Genomic DNA, 16768 nt, shown 5'->3' with positions numbered 1-16768 from the left:
AAATTTTGCAAGCCCCGCAGAAAGCACAAAGGCGACCCTGAGGTCGCCTTTGCTTTAATAACGATCGAAATCGTTACTTCTTCTTACGTACATACAGGACCAGATTGTGGTCCACCAGCTCGTAGCCGTGCTCGGCCACGATCTCTTTCTGGCGCTTTTCGATTTCCGAATCGAAAAACTCGATGACTTCATTGGTGTCCAGGTTGACCATATGGTCGTGGTGGCCGCCATCAGCCAATTCAAACACCGCGTGACCGCCGTCGAAGTTGTGGCGAACAACCAAACCCGCCGCTTCGAACTGAGTCAATACGCGGTAGACGGTCGCCAGACCGACGTCCTCACCTGCTTCCATCAGCGCCTTGTAGACATCCTCGGCACTCATGTGACGCTGCTCGGTGGAGTCCAGCATCTGTAGGATCTTTACTCGAGGCAGTGTCACCTTGAGACCAGCTTTGCGCAGTTCGCTATTTTCAACCATGGTCAGCTTTCTCGCCGATGCTGCTTCGCAGCTTCTCTTAATACGGGTATGATCGGGGTTTACGTTGTCCAGCCAAGATAGTGGAAGTCGCCCACCGATGCAAAAGTCCAAGCTCTTGCTAACCAGCCTCACCATTGTGGGACTGCTCGCACTCGCCGGTTGCTCGTTTCCCGGGGTTTACAAAATCGACATCCAGCAGGGCAATGTCGTCACGCAGGACATGATAGACCAATTACGCCCCGGAATGACCCGACGGCAAGTAAGGTTTATCATGGGCAACCCGCTGATTCAGGACACGTTCAACACCAATCGCTGGGATTATCTCTACAGCCTGCAACCTGGCGGCGGTAAGCGTCAGCAGGAGCGTATGAGCATCTTCTTCAACGAAAGCGATCAGCTGGTGAGCCTGTCCGGCGACTTCATGCCAGGCGTCAGCCGCGACCAGGAGATCCTGGGTGGCAGCGGTGACACCACTGTCAGCCCGAACGCCCAACCAGGCCAGCCGACTCAGCCAGAAGAGAAGCCGGCCAAGCCAGGTTCGGTCGAGGAGTCGATTCAGCGCGAGATCGACACCATCGAAACCACGCCGGTGCCGACCCCAGCCCCGCTGGACACCAACCCGCAATAACGGCGGCGTTAATAAAAAGCCCGGAGCAAGGTCCGGGCTTTTTTGTGCCTGCTATTGACCGAAGCTTCAGCTATTGAGCTGCTTGGCGCGCTGGCAGAAGGCATCGACCAGGGTGTTGGCAGCCTGGTTGAACAGCGGGCCGAGGGTCGCTCGCACCAGTGGCCCGGCATAGTCGAAAGACAGATCGAGGCTGATCTTGCAGGCCTTGTCGCCCAGCGCCTTGAACACCCATACACCATGCAACTGGCTGAACGGGCCTTCTTCAAGGTTCATCTCGATCGACTGCCCCGGCACCAGCACATTGCGCGTCACGAACTGCTGGCTCATGCCGCCCTTGGCCACTTCCAGCCGCGCCCGCATGTGGGTTTCGCTGCTCTCGATCACTGTCGAGGCCGAGCACCAAGGCAGAAACTGCGGGTAGCTGGCCACATCGTTGACCAGATCGTAGAGCGCCTGGGCAGGGTACGGCAGCAGGGCGGAACGTTGAATATGGGTTGTCATCCAGGCGTCACTTCCAAGGCTGGGCGGCGGCGCTTCTCAGCGCACCGAAAACAGGTTCTGCGCATTGCACAGCGCCTGCATTGTCCGGGATTCGATCCGCAGGCTCAAGCACACCGAAATCCCATAGCCGACGACGCGACGACTGCCTATAATGCGGCCCCTATGGCTAAGCAAAAGAAACATCCGACCGGGACCATCGCGCAAAACAAGAAAGCGCGACACGATTACTTCATCGAACACAAGTTCGAGGCCGGGCTGGTCCTGTCCGGTTGGGAAGTAAAGAGCCTGCGGGCCGGCAAGGCGCACCTGACCGACAGCTACGTGCTGCTCAAGGATGGCGAAGCCTGGCTGTTCGGCAGCCACATCACCCCGCTGACCGCCGCCAGCACCCACGTGATCGCCGACCCGATCCGTACGCGCAAACTGCTGCTGAACAAGCGCGAGCTTGAGCGCCTGGAAGCGGCTGTGGCGCAGAAAGGCTACACCTGTGTGGCCTTGGCGCTGTACTGGAGCAAGCACCTGATCAAGTGCGAGATCGCGCTAGGTAAGGGCAAGAAGGAATTCGACAAGCGCGATACCCAGCGCGAGCGCGATTCCAACCGCGAGATCCAGCGTGCGGTGCGCAACAAGGGCAAGGAAGACTAATTCCTGCTCACCCGCTGTGGGAGGGGGCTTGCCCCGCGATAGTGATGGTGAATGTACCGCCGCCTTCGCGGGCAAGCCCGCTCCTACAGGGTCATGCGCTGCTTGTGGGGGCGCAGCTTCTCAGCGCCCGCTGCGCCGCTCTGCCCGCGCCACGCGCTGGGCCTCTTGCTGCGCCTCTTCGAGCACTTCCTGCACATACAAAATGTGCCGGCTCGACACCTCCCGCGCCTCTTCCGCCCGCCCCTCGACAATCGCCTGGTACAACTCGCGATGCTGACTGATGAGCATGTCGCGCGTCTCTGAACGCTGCTGATACATGCCACCAATGTTGGTCACCACGTTGCGCTTGAGCAGGTCGAACAACCCCCGGATGGTATGCAGCAACACGGCGTTGTGGCTGGCCTCGGCAATCGCCAGGTGGAAACTCGCATCCGCCGCGCCCTCCTCCGCCCGGCTGACTTCGTCCTTGCGTGAATAGCAATCTTGCAACGCATCGAAGGCTGCCTTGAGCCGCTCACGATCAGGCTCGGTCGCCCGCTGCGCCGCGTAGTAGGCGCATGAGGCCTCCAGCGTGTGGCGAAACTCAAGCAAATCGCGCTGCGCCTCAGGGCTGTGCTCAAGCAACTGCAGCAACGGGTCGCTGAAGGTTGCGCCGAGCGAAGCCGCAACATAGTTGCCACCCCCCTGGCGGCTGACCAACAAACCCTTGGCCACCAACTTCTGGATCGCCTCACGCAGCGATGGGCGCGACACGCCGAACTGTTCAGCCAGAACGCGCTCAGCCGGCAAACGCTGACCCGAGGTCAACGTCCCTTCGAGAATCATCCCTTCCAGCCGCTCGACAATGTCGTCGGACAGGCGCCGTTGGCGGACCTGATCAAAAACCATCACATGCTCTCCACAAACCCCCGTACCGATTTCGGGGGCGCCTATTCTGGCCTATCCAGGCGCAACCGACACGCATCAGTTGGCGATTTTCGCCCACCGACAACGGCCCGTTCATCGGCATCCGACCAAAGTTTGCCGCGAGACAAATTGACACAGCCGCAGCCACGCTTTTAACCTAGCGTCCAGACATTGTAAATTGGTCTTACCAATTATCCAATGCCAGTGCTGACCAACAACAATTAGGGGCCACCCCATATGCAAACCTGGCAACAACTCTATACCCCTCTGGGAAGCCTTGGCCTGTCCGCACTGGCGGCGGTCATCCCCATCGTATTCTTCTTCCTCGCCCTCGCCGTGTTCCGCCTCAAAGGCCACGTGGCCGGTAGCATCACGCTCGGGCTGTCGATCCTGGTAGCGATCTTCGCCTTCAACATGCCAGTGGACATGGCCCTGGCCGCCGCTGGTTATGGCTTCCTCTACGGCCTCTGGCCAATTGCCTGGATCATCGTTGCCGCGGTGTTCCTGTACAAACTGACGGTCAAGAGCGGCCAGTTCGAAGTGATCCGCAGCTCGGTGCTGTCGATTACCGACGACCAACGCCTGCAAGTGCTGCTGATCGGCTTCTGCTTCGGTGCCTTCCTCGAAGGCGCCGCCGGCTTCGGCGCCCCGGTGGCCATCACGGCCGCGCTGCTGGTGGGCCTGGGCTTCAACCCACTGTATGCCGCCGGCCTGTGCCTGATCGCCAACACCGCGCCCGTGGCGTTCGGCGCGCTCGGCATCCCGATCATCGTCGCCGGCCAAGTGACTGGCATCGACGCCTTCCACATCGGCGCCATGACCGGCCGCCAGCTGCCGCTGCTGTCGCTGTTCGTGCCGTTCTGGCTGGTGTTCATGATGGACGGCCTGCGCGGCGTCAAAGAAACCTGGCCTGCCGCCCTGGTCGCCGGCCTGAGCTTCGCCGTGACCCAGTACTTCACCTCGAACTTCATCGGCCCAGAGCTGCCGGACATCACCTCGGCCCTGGCCAGCCTGGTATCGCTGACCCTGTTCCTGAAAGTGTGGCAGCCCAAGCGCTCGTTCGCCGAAGCCAAGGGCAGCGTCGGCGCCGCCGTGGTCCAGTCCAGCGGCAGCCAGCCTTCGCCGTACAGCCTGGGTGAAATCTTCAAGGCCTGGTCGCCGTTCCTGATCCTCACCGTGCTGGTGACCATCTGGACCCTGAAGCCGTTCAAGGCCGCCTTCGCCCCGGGCGGCGCGATGTACAACTTCGTGTTCAACTTCGCCATCCCGCACCTCGACCAGCTGGTGATTAAGACCGCCCCGATCGTCGCCGCACCCACTGCAATGCCAGCGGTGTTCAAGCTCGACCCGATCTCGGCCACCGGCACGGCGATCTTCCTCTCCGCACTGATTTCCATGGCAGTGCTGAAGATCAACTTCAAAACTGGTCTGACCACTTTTAAAGAGACCTTCTGGGAGCTGCGCTGGCCGATCCTGTCGATCGGCATGGTGCTGGCCTTCGCCTTCGTCACCAACTACTCGGGCATGTCTTCGACCATGGCCCTGGTTCTGGCTGGCACCGGCGCTGCGTTCCCGTTCTTCTCGCCGTTCCTGGGCTGGCTGGGCGTATTCCTGACCGGCTCGGACACCTCGTCCAACGCCCTGTTCGGCTCGCTGCAGGCCACCACTGCGCACCAGATCGGGGTCAGCGACACCCTGCTGGTAGCGGCCAACACCAGCGGCGGCGTGACCGGCAAGATGATCTCGCCGCAATCGATCGCCGTGGCCTGCGCCGCGACTGGCCTGGTCGGCAAGGAATCGGACCTGTTCCGCTTCACCGTCAAGCACAGCCTGTTCTTCGCCACCATCGTCGGCCTGATCACCCTGGTCCAGGCGTACTGGCTCACCGGCATGCTGGTTCACCACTAAAGTGACAGGGGCCGGATGCGTCACGGCGCATCCGGCAGCCGCCCCTTTCAACCTTTGCAGCGAGATTCCATGATCATTTCTGCCTCCACCGACTATCGCGCCGCGGCCCAGCGCAAGCTGCCGCCGTTCCTGTTCCACTACGCCGACGGTGGCGCCTACGCCGAGTACACCCTGCGCCATAACGTCGAAGACCTGGCCAGCATCGCCCTGCGTCAGCGGGTGCTGAAGAACATGTCCGAGCTGAGCCTTCAGACGCAGCTGTTCGGCGAGACCCTGAGCATGCCGGTCGCCCTGGCTCCGGTCGGCCTGACCGGCATGTACGCCCGCCGCGGCGAAGTGCAGGCGGCGCGTGCGGCAGCCGCCCACGGCATTCCGTTCACCATGTCGACGGTGTCGGTGTGCCCGATCGAAGAAGTCGCCCCGGCCATCAACCGGCCGATGTGGTTCCAGCTGTACGTGCTCAAGGACCGCGGCTTCATGCGCAACGCCCTGGAGCGGGCCAAGGCCGCTGGGGTCAAGACGCTGGTGTTCACCGTCGACATGCCCGTACCCGGCGCGCGCTATCGCGATGCCCACTCCGGCATGAGCGGCAAGAACGGCCCGCTGCGCCGCGTGCTGCAAGCCATGACCCACCCCGAGTGGGCCTGGGATGTCGGCGTGATGGGCCGCCCGCACGACTTAGGCAACATCTCCACTTATCGAGGCAACCCCACGGGCCTGGCCGACTACATCGGCTGGCTGGGCAACAACTTCGACCCGTCGATCTCCTGGAAAGACCTGGAGTGGATCCGCGAGTTCTGGGACGGCCCGATGATCATCAAGGGCATTCTCGACCCGGAAGACGCCCGTGACGCCGTCAAGTTCGGCGCCGACGGCATCGTCGTGTCCAACCACGGTGGCCGCCAGCTCGACGGCGTGCTGTCGAGCGCCCGCGCCCTGCCGGCGATTGCCGATGCGGTCAAAGGCGAGATCAAGATCCTCGCCGACTCCGGCATCCGCAGCGGCCTCGACGTCGTGCGCATGATCGCCCTCGGCGCCGACAGCGTGCTGATCGGCCGCGCCTTCCTCTGGGCCCTGGCCACCCATGGCGAAGCCGGGGTGAAGAACCTGCTCGAGCTGTTCGAAAAAGAAATGCGCGTCGCCATGGTGCTCACTGGCGCCAAGTCGATCAGCGAGATCACTCGCGATTCGCTGGTGCGCGAACTGGGCGCCTGAACGCCTGCACCCAATACCGCCTGATAATCACCGGGGCACCTCGCGCAACAGACGCGACGGCCCCGCGAGGAGATTGCATGAGCTTGCCTGCCGCGTTCCTCAGAGATGCCGAGCGCCTGATCCCCGCAGACCGCCGTTTTGACGACCCGACCTCGACCCTGGCCTTTGGCACCGATGCCAGCTTCTATAGGCTGATCCCCAAGCTGGTAGTGCGCGTCGAGTCTGAGGACGAAGTGGTCGGCCTGCTGCACCTGGCCCAGCGCGAGCGCGTGCCAGTGACCTTCCGCGCCGCCGGCACCAGCCTGTCTGGCCAGGCCATCAGCGACTCGGTGTTGATCGTGCTGGGGGATAACTGGAACGGTAAGGAGATTCGTCGCCAAGGCGAGCAGATCCGCCTGCAACCCGGCGTGATCGGCGCCCAGGCCAACGCCTGGCTGGCCCCGTTCGGGCGCAAGATCGGCCCCGACCCGGCCTCGATCAACGCCTGCAAGATCGGCGGCATCGTCGCCAACAACGCCAGCGGCATGTGCTGCGGCACTGCGCAAAACACCTATCACACCCTCGCCGGCCTGCGCCTGGTACTGGCCGACGGCACCCGCCTGGACAGTGAAGATCCGGCCAGCGTCGCCGCCTTCGAACAGAGCCACGCCGAGCTGCTCGGCGAACTCGCCCGGCTCGGCCGCGAGACCCGCGCCAACAGCGAACTGGCGGCCAAGATCCGCCACAAATACCGCCTGAAGAACACCACAGGTCTGTCGCTCAACGCACTGGTGGACTACGACCAACCGCTGGATATCCTGCAGCACCTGCTGGTCGGTTCCGAAGGCACCCTGGGCTTTATCAGCGCGGTGACCTACGACACCGTGCTCGACCACCCGCACAAGGCCTCGGCACTGATCGTCTTCCCGACCGTGGAAAGCTGCTGCAAGGCGGTGACGGTACTCAAGCGCCAACCGGTGTCCGCCGTCGAATTGCTCGACCGCCGCAGCCTGCGCTCGGTGCAGGACAAGCCCGGCATGCCGGTGTGGGTCAAGGCGCTGTCGGACAACGCCTGCGCCCTGCTGATCGAGTCGCGCGCCGCCAGCCAGAGCCTGCTGCACGAGCAACTCGAACTGATCATGGCCTCGATCGCCGACTTCCCGCTGGAGCAGAAAGTCGACTTCAGCGAAGACCCGGCCGTGTACAACCTGCTGTGGAAGATCCGCAAAGACACCTTCCCCGCCGTCGGCGCAGTACGCCAAACCGGCACCACGGTGATCATCGAAGACGTGACCTTCCCAGTCGAGCAACTGGCCGAAGGCGTCAACCGGCTGATCCAGCTGTTCGACAAGCACCACTATGACGAGGCGATCATTTTCGGCCACGCGCTGGAAGGCAACCTGCACTTCGTCTTTACCCAAGGCTTCAATAGCGCACAGGAAGTGGCGCGCTACCAAGCGTTCATGGACGACGTCGCGCAGCTGGTGGCAGTCGAATTTGGCGGCTCGCTCAAGGCCGAGCACGGCACCGGACGCAACATGGCGCCCTTCGTCGAGCTGGAATGGGGGCATGACGCCTACCAACTGATGTGGCAGCTCAAACGCCTGCTCGACCCCAACGGCATCCTCAACCCGGACGTGGTCCTGAGCGAAGACCCAGCCATCCACCTCAAGCACCTCAAGCCCCTGCCGGCGGCCGACGAGATCGTCGACAAGTGCATTGAGTGCGGCTTCTGCGAACCGGTCTGCCCGTCCAAAGGCCTGACCCTCAGCCCACGCCAACGCATCGTCATGTGGCGCGACATCCAGGCCAAGAAGCGCGCCGGCGAAGACGTGCGCGAGCTGCTGCGCAGCTATCAATACCAAGGCATCGACACCTGTGCCGCCACCGGCCTGTGCGCCCAGCGCTGCCCGGTCGGCATCAACACCGGCGAACTGGTGAAGAAACTGCGCGGCCAGGCCGCCGAGCACGAGAAGACCGCTGACTGGCTGGCCGAGCACTTCCACACCGCCCTGCGCGGCGCGCGCTTTACCCTGGCCGCCGCCAACGGCGCACGCAAGCTGCTCGGCGCGCCACGTCTGGGGCGGATCAGCGCCTCGTTGAGCAAAGCCAGCAACGGCCGCCTGCCGCAGTGGACCCCAGCGATGCCGCAGCCACTGCGCGCCATCGACTTCGGCCCGGCAAGCAACGACGCCCGGCCACGGGTGGTGTACCTGGCCGCCTGCGTATCGCGTGTCATGGGCCCGGCCTACGCCGACCGCGAGCAAAGTTCGCTGCTCGACAAGACCCGCGCCCTACTGGAGAAAGCCGGTTACCAGGTGGTGTTCCCCGACAACGCCGACAGCCTGTGCTGCGGCCAGCCGTTCGCCTCCAAAGGCTACGCCGAGCAGGCCGAGCACAAGCGCCAGGAGCTGATCAACGCCCTGCTGCATGCCAGCCGCGGCGGGCTTGACCCGATCTACTGCGACACCAGCCCCTGCACCTTGCGCCTGGTGCAAGACCTGGGCGAAACCCGCCTGGACCTGTACGACCCGGTGCGCTTCATCCGCACCCACCTGCTTGAGCGCCTGGAGTTCACCCCCCAGGAGGAGCCGGTGGCCGTGCATGTCACCTGCAGCACCCAGCACCTGGGCGAAAGCCAGGCGCTGATCGACCTGGCGCGGCGCTGCAGCAAACAGGTGGTGATCCCCGAAGGCATTCACTGCTGCGGCTTCGCCGGCGACAAAGGCTTCACCACCCCAGAGCTCAACGCCCACTCGCTGCGCAGCCTCAAGGATGCGGTTCAGTATTGCAGCGAAGGCATCTCGACCAGCCGCACCTGCGAGATTGGCCTGTCGAGCCACAGTGGGATCGACTATCACGGGCTGGTGTATCTGGTAGACCGCGTGACCCGGGCGCGGAGTATCTGATCGAGCGCGGTGTTTGTGGGGCGATCTGAATGATCACATCATCCATGATCGCCCCGGGCCCTTTGCGGGCCTATGAATGACCACTTCATCCATAGCCGCCGCGAACCCCGTGAATCTGAATGAACACTTCATCCATAGCCGCCGCGAACCCCATGAATCTGAATGAACACTTCATCCATAGCCGCCGCGAACCCCATGAATCTGAATGAACACTTCATCCATAGCCGCCGCGAACCCCGTGGATCTGAATGAACACTTCATCCATAGCCGCCGCGAACCCCGTGAATCTGAATGAACACTTCATCCATAGCCGCCGCGAACCCCGTGAATCTGAATGAACACTTCATCCATAGCCGCCGCGAACCCCGGGGATCTGAATGAACACTTCATCCATAGCCGCCGCGAACCCCGTGAATCTGAATGAACACTTCATCCATAGCCGCCGCGAACCCTGTAGGAGCTGGCTTGCCTGCGATCGAGGGCAAAGCCCTCGCCTACGGCCTCCAGCCGTAAGACATTTCCGAACCTGCAACCAAATACTTCAGCTCAACCACGCTTGGGAATTACCCTACGACCGCTACAGCCGTTTCGCTGTTGTTGAGCACGAGCATCAGGGCTAATTTCCTCGGGTCGTCATATTTGGCGAACGGGTGTGAGAGCCCGGCTATAGGTTCCAACAGCAGTACTGCTATGGCAGTCGTGCGTGGGCAGGCTTCGGCCTGGCCGGGTTTCCTATATTTGCCGGTCTCTCACCCCACGCATGGCCGCCACCCTTATCCTGTGAGAGGGATTCTGGAGGTAGCTCCCGTTGGAAATATAGGAACTGCACCATGAAAAAACTCGTCCCCGACCCACCCCACCTCAAACTGCTCACCCCCTCTGACACCTGCACCCGGGCCACCCCCAACCCGAACACCCCCTCCCCCGCAGCTATCAAGGAATGATCAGATGACCCACGACCTCAGAAACTGGAAAACCGCCGGTAGCGAAACCTTCCTCGACCTCTACCGCATCCTGCCCGGCGTCCCCGCCGAACGCGCCTTCGAAGAACTCTCGACCATGCTCGGCCTGATCCGCCACCTCACCCTCGAAGCCGAGATCAACGGCGATCACATGGCCCTCGGCGCAGCCCGCTACCTCAGCGCCTTCGCCAAGGCCGTGGCCGATGACATCGAACTGGGCAAACTCTACCCCAACGCCCAGCCCTGACAGCGCGCCCTATCTGCCAGCCAGCACTTGGATTGAACCCACGCCCAAACGCCACAGTCCACCCTTCAGGCCCACCTTCCAGAGGCCTTGCAGAAGGAGACACCCATGAAAGGTACTGCTCTCTCAGCCCTGTTCGCGGCGGCCACCCTGCTGGCTTCCCCCGTGTTCGCCGCCGACGACCTGTGCGCCCTGAACCTGCAGAAAATCGACGACAGCATGGCCACCGCCGGCGCCACCTCCGAAGGCCTCGACAAAGCCCTCACCGAGCACGTCGACAAAGCCAAGGCCGCCCAGGCCTCCGGCGACACCAAAGAATGCATCGCCATTACCAGCAAAGTGCTCGAACGCCTGGAGAAAACCGACAAAGGCAGCGGCACCAGCGGCGGTAGCGGCGGCGCGTGAGGCCCGGCACGGGCGACGACAGGACCAGTTGTCGACGTCGCCCGCGCAAAGGCGTATACTCCGCCTTGCGTGCTGAAAAGCACGTTCAGCTAGAGCTGAGTGTGGGGCCGATTAGGATTCGACGCCGGTCACGAAACTCTAGGTGCATGCCGAGTTGGTAACAGAACTCGTAAATCCACTGTTGCAACTTTCTATAGTTGCCAATGACGAAAACTACGAGGGTTACGCTCTCGCTGCGTAAGCAGCTGAGCCCGCTCTCCTGGTAGCTTCGGCTCCAGCAATCACTAGGGGATGCCTGTAAACCCGAAGTGATTGTCATACAGAACAGGATCGTCGTGTAGCACGTTGGGGGCAAAGCGACTAAAACTTACCCAACTCGTCCAAAGCACCCTGCCACTCGGGCGGCTGCGGATTAACTCAGTAGAGACGGCTAAGCATGTAGTACCGACAGCGGAGTACTGGCGGACGGGGGTTCAAATCCCCCCGGCTCCACCAAATGATCAATCAAAGACGTCCACGGACGTCTTTTTTTGTGCCTGCGATCCAGTAAATACGCGGCTTCCAGCGCTTTTGCGGTCTTTTGAGAGTTTTTGAGTTCCAGCCGTTCGGGTATTCCAGGCGGTATTCCACCTCACCCGGTGCTAATCTTTGGAATACCGAATCAGTGCTTGAGGACAATCTCATGCCTGCTCAAAACCTCCGCCTCTCCGATCGACAGCTCAAGGGAGTCAAACCCGCGTCCAAGGATTATGTCCTCACGGACGGTAACGGTTTGCAGCTCCGGGTACGCAACAACGGCTCGTTGTTGTGGAATTTCAACTACCGCGAACCGGTGACCAAGAAGCGCATCAACATCGGCTTCGGGACCTACCCCGAACTGTCACTGGCGAACGCACGAAAGAAGGCAGTCGAAGCGCGCGAGCTGCTCGCCCAAGGTATCGATCCGAAGGTGCAGCGCAATACACTGAATGAAGCCAAGCGCGCAGAAACGGAACATACCTTCGAGAACGTGGCCACCGCCTGGTTCGAGCTCAAAAAAGACTCGGTGACCCCGGCCTACGCCGAGGACATTTGGCGGTCGCTCACGCTGCACGTGTTCCCCGATTTGAAGACGACACCACTCACAAAAATCACCGCGCCGATGGTGATCGCATTGCTTCGTCCAATCGAAGCGAAAGGCAGCCTGGAGACGGTCAAGCGTCTTAGCCAGCGGCTAAACGAGATCATGACCTACGGCGTAAACTCCGGCCTGATCTTCGCCAACCCGCTGACCGGCATCCGGGCAGTATTCAAGAAGCCCAAGAAAGAGAACATGGCTGCGCTGCCACCCGAAGAACTCCCCGAGCTCATGCTGGAGATCGCGAACGCCAGCATCAAACGCACCACCCGCTGCTTGATCGAATGGCAATTGCACACGATGACTCGCCCCGCCGAGGCGGCGACTACTCGCTGGGCAGACATCGATTTTGAAAGGCGTGTCTGGACTATCCCTGCGGAGCGTATGAAGAAGCGCCGCCCACACAGCATTCCGTTGAGTGATCACGCTGTCGCGTTGTTGGAGTCACTGAAGACTCACAGCGGCCATCGCGAATACGTCTTTCCGGCCGATAGAAATCCACGCACCCACGCCAATAGCCAGACCGCCAACATGGCGTTGAAACGTATGGGCTTCCAAGATCGGTTGGTCAGCCACGGCATGCGTTCGATGGCCAGCACCATCTTGAATGAACATGGGTGGGATCCGGAACTCATTGAGGTCGCACTGGCGCACGTCGACAAGGATGAGGTGCGCAGCGCCTACAACCGAGCCGACTACATTGAGCGACGGCGCCCGATGATGGCCTGGTGGAGTGACTACATCCAGAAAGCCGCGACCGGTAGCTTGCTTGCCTCAGCGTATGGCCAAGTCAGAGACAAGAACGTGGTGCCGATCCGCTAGCGCTGTACAGGCGCAATAACGGCGGCGACAGCAACTGAGCGCTCAAGATTCAGGGTAAGCAGCCTCGCTTATCCGCTTCTCAGCGCGGGTCCATCCAAACAGGGCTGCAAAGCCGCCCTGTTTGGATGGACCTCACTTTGAAGAGCTAAAAGCCACGACGTTGTCCGGGATTTACCACGGAATTCCACCAATGGATAACCGCTTTTCACGACCCCAAGAGCGCTGAATTTCGGCCCTTGACCGGGTTTATCCACAGGCGTAGAACTGGCCGTGCAAAGGCTGTCGATGACAGCACCCCAGGTGACCCGAACCTTAAAGGTCACGCCGCTCCCGCGGTGGTTCTCCCCAAGGGCGATTCGCATCCGGCAGCTCGCCCGGTCACTACCCATGTGATGGATGCTCTTACACGTATTGCGCTCGTGCGCCAGATACACCATACCTCGCTGCCCTGCAGCAACCTATCCGCTTGGCCGAATCTTGCGCCAACCTGTGCCCGTCTCTTTCTCTGGAAAGAGACGGGCACTTCTACCACTGCTGCAGCCCTGATCGCACATGGCTTTGCGGCATTCCCCCTCGTGACAATCGGCGTGACAAACGCCGATGTCACCAGCAACAGCCATGTAGATGATGGTGCCGCAGACCAAGGAATGGACTGCACCTGACTGACAGTCAGGCATGCCCCGGTCATCGCATTGCTGCTTGCACTTGGCTCAGGATCTTCAGGCGCTGGTCTCGTCAGCCAATGCTGCCTCCACCCGCCCACCGGTAACGGTGTTCAGGAGGCCAGATCATGAGATGCCCTTGCTCCCGGACGTAAGGAGCCGCCAGTCCCGCGTAGTGGACATTCCCCACAGGTCGCAGGGGCCTTGATCCCTGATAACACTCAACATTCTTGGCGGGATGACGTGGGGCGAGGATCGGAGAGCGAACGATGAGGTGATTCGACATGGCATTGGTGGGCAAACGCAATGGCCGCAATTTCGGCTACGGCAGGCAATTGAGCTACGCAGGACCGCAGGCGCTGAAAGACATGTTTGGCGGTGGCCACTACGGCACGGTCAAGGCGCACTGTGATCGCTGGCAGGCATTCGTGAAGTGGTGCCGCTCCGGACAGGGGCCAGGTATCAATGATGCGCGGCAAATTGATCGCAAGGTATTGGCGGACTATGCGGCGTATCTGCGCAATGCGGTTGAGTGCGGTAGCCTCGCCATCAGCACCGCACAAAACCGCCTATCCAGCGTTAACAGGACAATGGCGGCGCTGCGCGGTGATCAGTGTGTGAAATTGCCCAGTCCGAGCAAGGCATTGGGTATGCAGCGCAGCGGGGTTCGACAGTCGGTGCCGCAGGGCCAAGACCGCGAACAGGTTAAACAGATCGTCAATACGTTGTGCAGCCAACATCAGCTACGAGCTGCCGCGATTGTTTTGTTGGCGCGAGCTACCGGCATGCGCTTGCGTGAGGCCATCTTGGCTGATCTGCCACGGCTAAGCCGCGAGGCTGATGACGTAGGCAGGATAAACATTCAGGACGGCACCAAAGGCGGCCGCGCCGGCGCCTCGGCGCCACGTTGGATTGCGGTGGACGACCATGTTCGAGGCGCACTTGGGTTTGCACGGCAGGTGTCACCTGCGGGTAGCCGCAACCTGATTGCGCCACACGAAAGCTACCTAAATGTCCTGCATCAAATCATCCGCCCTGCGCGGGAGGTCCTGCATGCACACAACTTCAAGGGCTTCCATGAGCTACGGGCGGCATATGCCTGTGAGCGCTATGAGCAAATCACTCAACACCGCGCGCCTATCAACGGCGGCCAATGTTGCCCGTTAGATCGGAACCTTGATCATGATGCCCGGAGACAAATCAGCTATGAACTGGGGCACAGTCGGATCGATGTGGTTGCGGCCTACATTGGGGGACGGGCATGAGCAAGCCGTTCGATATGGAGTTGTTCTTGGTTGGCGTGTTAAGCGGGTCGCACGCAACCCGGCAGCGCCACGTGCGACAGGCAAAAATCATCCAGGCCGAAATTGCAGCGCGCTGGCAGCGAGAAGTACCTTGGGCGTGGCAAAAAAAGCATGTGGTTTGGTTTCTTAAGCATCGCTTAAAATTACGCGGTGAAGCGACGCGGTATTACTACTTGCTGACGGTGAGGTTGCTCGCTCGTCGTTTACAAAAAAAATGGGTTTTCGATCTCTGAGTGAGACCGGCTGCTATCGCGCCACATGGGCGACGTCGACACCGTCAGCGGCGCATCAGACTTCCAACACAGGATCCCTGCGAGAGCCAAGAGCCTTTATTTCTTCCTTTTGTGGCAATGGGACAACTAGATCAATTCTTGTCTTTTTAGTCTTTGATCCGAGCTTTTGTGCTCCAGCACTAGAGTTTGCATTAAGAGCTTTAAAACCAAGTTCAGACGAGACGAGAACAGCCGAGAAAGCGGAGCTTACGTATACATATAGGAACTCCGAGACGGCTTTCAACGCAGCATCATCGATGCATCTAGGTTTTCCATGCAGAGCCTAAGCTTCACTTTTTGAGCACTCATGTTCGGTTGAGTCATGAACGATAATTAAAAATTTAAGTACGCATGAGAAAATAAAGAGAATAGCCCAACAGGCTATCCTCTTGAATTAGCATTCAGAGCATTTCAAGTAATACCTTATTATGCTCCAAGTACGCGCCTCAATCCTTTATCAAGGCTCTCTAAACTTTTTTCATCCCGCAAATCCACTGCATGAATACCAGATAAAACATTAGGTAGATTTGAGTCATCAAGCCGCACTGGAATTACTGGACTTGAAAACTTATCCTTGGAGCTCATTGTACTAAGTGCGGCTTTTAACTGTTGCGTCACCCACCTACTGTCGTAATCAAGATTACTTGAAACAATCAATATCGCGGCAGAACTTTCGGAAAGACCATTTTTAATAGCCTCCTCAATTCGTTGCCCGGGCGTAATATCTTCAACATCAACCCATGGATTATACCCTAACGCTTTTAAACCGCTGGCAAGTTTCTGAGCTTCCCCGGAGTCTTCCATTGCATGAATTATAAAAACCCGGCGAAGTTTATTCTTCCTCTGCATGGTGCGAGACAGGTATATGGATGATATAGCTGCGTAGACTGATGCCATTAAAGCAACTATTGTAACCAGCGACCCATCGATACCATTCCAAGGCTCAACGAAATACACCATAAGCGCTATTAATGCGCCTAAAGCAATAGCTGCTGGAACTATTTTTTCAAGTTCGTTGCGCTTCATTTAAGTCCCCTTGACCATGATGATAAAGGCTGCAAAGAGAGAGACTCCAACCAAGTTACAAATCAATCCTAGCCAAATAATCTGCCCAGTGGGATTGGCTGTTCTTCCTTCCCAGTCCTGATGTGTGGAAAGTATCCAGAGCAGAAGAAAGAAAGAGATAGCAAGAAAGGTTGCTGTTGCAGTTATTTTGTCAGACGGAGCAGTTTCAACAATTTTTTGCAAATCATAGAAATACACCATTGCTGAGCCTAGTGAGGCTAATGCAAGCTCTACTCCTAAATAGAAATCGGACTGCCGCCATCCGCCGCCTCGGACTAGTTTTTTGGCTACCGCACCACATAGCAATAGTATTAATGGAATGCCCAAAGCTATTACATAAGGATTATTGAGCATTTAATTTTCTTTTTTGGGGGTTGCGAGGCTTGTGATGAGAAGAATATTTAAGTCACTCACGGTAGCTTCTGTCCTTTTTAATATACTACGAGATTTCCAAGAACCGTATTTTTAAGGGTGGTAATTTGCCACACTTTCAGGTCAATTGCAACTGATTGCGACTTATTCGGAAGCCCCTAGCAATCAAAAGGAAACGATAATTTTTGACTGGCAATTTGACGGCGACCTTCTAACCGCTGTTCCGGCGCTATACCTTTCACTACGGTGACGCAGAGGTTGTTTTAAGTTGGCACAAGATAGCTAGCTTACTCAAGTGATTGGATCGAGTTATTAGGCGTAAAAGTTCGGAGATCTTTGAACGTACGGCTATAATGCTTCGGAAAAACTTCTAC

At 59.3% G+C, this 16768-nt stretch carries 15 protein-coding genes and 1 other RNA gene; 11 read left to right on the top strand and 5 right to left on the bottom strand.

The window, feature by feature from the left end; genetic code table 11:
* Positions 1-73 precede the first annotated feature (73 nt).
* Positions 74-478, bottom strand: a complete 405-nt coding sequence (fur, locus tag ACF8K2_RS16265; protein ID WP_186556509.1) for a ferric iron uptake transcriptional regulator — start codon at positions 476-478, stop codon at positions 74-76.
* 97 nt (positions 479-575) lie between these two features.
* Between fur and ACF8K2_RS16260 the strand changes: the two genes are divergently transcribed.
* Positions 576-1106 (top strand): outer membrane protein assembly factor BamE, encoded by a 531-nt coding sequence (locus ACF8K2_RS16260; RefSeq protein ID WP_264236904.1) that lies wholly within the window; start codon positions 576-578, stop codon positions 1104-1106.
* Between the two features lie 66 nt (positions 1107-1172).
* Here the strand turns inward: ACF8K2_RS16260 and ACF8K2_RS16255 are convergent, their stop codons facing one another.
* On the bottom strand, positions 1173-1607 hold the full coding sequence (locus ACF8K2_RS16255) for a type II toxin-antitoxin system RatA family toxin (RefSeq protein ID WP_186556511.1): 435 nt from the start codon (positions 1605-1607) through the stop codon (positions 1173-1175).
* A gap of 162 nt (positions 1608-1769) precedes the next feature.
* On the opposite strand from ACF8K2_RS16255, the gene smpB reads away from it, so the two are divergent.
* A complete protein-coding gene (gene smpB, locus ACF8K2_RS16250) occupies positions 1770-2252 on the top strand; it encodes an SsrA-binding protein SmpB (protein WP_186556512.1) in 483 nt (160 codons plus the stop codon).
* 120 nt (positions 2253-2372) lie between these two features.
* On the opposite strand, the gene ACF8K2_RS16245 is transcribed toward smpB, so the two are convergent.
* Positions 2373-3140 carry an FCD domain-containing protein gene (locus ACF8K2_RS16245; RefSeq protein WP_186556513.1) on the bottom strand — a complete coding sequence of 256 codons (768 nt, stop codon included), beginning with the start codon at positions 3138-3140 and terminating at the stop codon, positions 2373-2375.
* A 255-nt stretch (positions 3141-3395) separates the two neighbouring features.
* Between ACF8K2_RS16245 and ACF8K2_RS16240 the strand changes: the two genes are divergently transcribed.
* The 9 genes from ACF8K2_RS16240 to ACF8K2_RS16200 all read left to right on the top strand — a co-directional run bounded on the left by ACF8K2_RS16240 (position 3396) and on the right by ACF8K2_RS16200 (position 14918).
* Positions 3396-5066: a lactate permease LctP family transporter gene (locus tag ACF8K2_RS16240; RefSeq protein WP_186556514.1), complete on the top strand. Its 1671-nt coding sequence runs from the start codon at positions 3396-3398 to the stop codon at positions 5064-5066.
* A gap of 69 nt (positions 5067-5135) precedes the next feature.
* Positions 5136-6281, top strand: a complete 1146-nt coding sequence (gene lldD, locus ACF8K2_RS16235; protein WP_264236901.1) for an FMN-dependent L-lactate dehydrogenase LldD — start codon at positions 5136-5138, stop codon at positions 6279-6281.
* A gap of 77 nt (positions 6282-6358) precedes the next feature.
* Positions 6359-9169, top strand: a complete 2811-nt coding sequence (locus ACF8K2_RS16230; protein ID WP_392465997.1) for an FAD-binding and (Fe-S)-binding domain-containing protein — start codon at positions 6359-6361, stop codon at positions 9167-9169.
* 948 nt (positions 9170-10117) lie between these two features.
* A complete protein-coding gene (locus ACF8K2_RS16225) occupies positions 10118-10378 on the top strand; it encodes a DUF3077 domain-containing protein (RefSeq protein ID WP_264236898.1) in 261 nt (86 codons plus the stop codon).
* Between the two features lie 105 nt (positions 10379-10483).
* The gene (locus ACF8K2_RS16220; RefSeq protein ID WP_186556518.1) at positions 10484-10780 is read left to right on the top strand and encodes a hypothetical protein; all 297 of its coding nucleotides are present in this window, start codon (positions 10484-10486) and stop codon (positions 10778-10780) included.
* A gap of 103 nt (positions 10781-10883) precedes the next feature.
* Positions 10884-11275: a transfer-messenger RNA gene (ssrA, locus tag ACF8K2_RS16215) on the top strand.
* Positions 11276-11462: 187 nt separating this feature from the next.
* A complete protein-coding gene (locus ACF8K2_RS16210) occupies positions 11463-12719 on the top strand; it encodes an integrase domain-containing protein (protein WP_392465987.1) in 1257 nt (418 codons plus the stop codon).
* Positions 12720-13665: 946 nt separating this feature from the next.
* Positions 13666-14646, top strand: a complete 981-nt coding sequence (locus tag ACF8K2_RS16205; RefSeq protein WP_392465984.1) for an integrase domain-containing protein — start codon at positions 13666-13668, stop codon at positions 14644-14646.
* Complete coding sequence (locus ACF8K2_RS16200) at positions 14643-14918, top strand: hypothetical protein (RefSeq protein WP_392465982.1); 276 nt, start codon at positions 14643-14645, stop codon at positions 14916-14918. The genes ACF8K2_RS16205 and ACF8K2_RS16200 overlap by 4 nt, the downstream gene beginning before the upstream one ends.
* Before the next feature lie 465 nt (positions 14919-15383).
* Here ACF8K2_RS16200 and ACF8K2_RS16195 read toward each other — a convergent pair whose 3' ends face one another.
* Together ACF8K2_RS16195 and ACF8K2_RS16190 are read right to left on the bottom strand one after the other, a co-directional pair.
* Complete coding sequence (locus tag ACF8K2_RS16195) at positions 15384-15983, bottom strand: toll/interleukin-1 receptor domain-containing protein (protein WP_392465980.1); 600 nt, start codon at positions 15981-15983, stop codon at positions 15384-15386.
* Complete coding sequence (locus tag ACF8K2_RS16190) at positions 15984-16376, bottom strand: hypothetical protein (RefSeq protein ID WP_392465978.1); 393 nt, start codon at positions 16374-16376, stop codon at positions 15984-15986. It abuts the gene before it with no gap.
* Positions 16377-16768 lie beyond the last annotated feature (392 nt).

The organism is Pseudomonas sp. xss_2, assembly GCF_043104195.1.
In the GTDB taxonomy this organism is placed as follows: domain Bacteria; phylum Pseudomonadota; class Gammaproteobacteria; order Pseudomonadales; family Pseudomonadaceae; genus Aquipseudomonas; species Aquipseudomonas urmiensis.
This window is presented reverse-complemented; position numbering and strand designations above follow the sequence as displayed.

Coding starts and splice junctions, on each gene's coding strand:
- ACF8K2_RS16200 (WP_392465982.1), top strand. CDS start 14,643: ATGAGCAAGCCGTTCGATATGGAGTTGTTCTTGGTTGGCGTGTTAAGC.
- ACF8K2_RS16190 (WP_392465978.1), bottom strand. CDS start 16,376: ATGCTCAATAATCCTTATGTAATAGCTTTGGGCATTCCATTAATACTA.
- ACF8K2_RS16255 (WP_186556511.1), bottom strand. CDS start 1,607: ATGACAACCCATATTCAACGTTCCGCCCTGCTGCCGTACCCTGCCCAG.
- ACF8K2_RS16225 (WP_264236898.1), top strand. CDS start 10,118: ATGACCCACGACCTCAGAAACTGGAAAACCGCCGGTAGCGAAACCTTC.
- ACF8K2_RS16210 (WP_392465987.1), top strand. CDS start 11,463: ATGCCTGCTCAAAACCTCCGCCTCTCCGATCGACAGCTCAAGGGAGTC.
- ACF8K2_RS16220 (WP_186556518.1), top strand. CDS start 10,484: ATGAAAGGTACTGCTCTCTCAGCCCTGTTCGCGGCGGCCACCCTGCTG.
- ACF8K2_RS16230 (WP_392465997.1), top strand. CDS start 6,359: ATGAGCTTGCCTGCCGCGTTCCTCAGAGATGCCGAGCGCCTGATCCCC.
- smpB (WP_186556512.1), top strand. CDS start 1,770: ATGGCTAAGCAAAAGAAACATCCGACCGGGACCATCGCGCAAAACAAG.
- ACF8K2_RS16205 (WP_392465984.1), top strand. CDS start 13,666: ATGGCATTGGTGGGCAAACGCAATGGCCGCAATTTCGGCTACGGCAGG.
- ACF8K2_RS16245 (WP_186556513.1), bottom strand. CDS start 3,140: ATGGTTTTTGATCAGGTCCGCCAACGGCGCCTGTCCGACGACATTGTC.
- lldD (WP_264236901.1), top strand. CDS start 5,136: ATGATCATTTCTGCCTCCACCGACTATCGCGCCGCGGCCCAGCGCAAG.
- ACF8K2_RS16195 (WP_392465980.1), bottom strand. CDS start 15,983: ATGAAGCGCAACGAACTTGAAAAAATAGTTCCAGCAGCTATTGCTTTA.
- fur (WP_186556509.1), bottom strand. CDS start 478: ATGGTTGAAAATAGCGAACTGCGCAAAGCTGGTCTCAAGGTGACACTG.
- ACF8K2_RS16240 (WP_186556514.1), top strand. CDS start 3,396: ATGCAAACCTGGCAACAACTCTATACCCCTCTGGGAAGCCTTGGCCTG.
- ACF8K2_RS16260 (WP_264236904.1), top strand. CDS start 576: ATGCAAAAGTCCAAGCTCTTGCTAACCAGCCTCACCATTGTGGGACTG.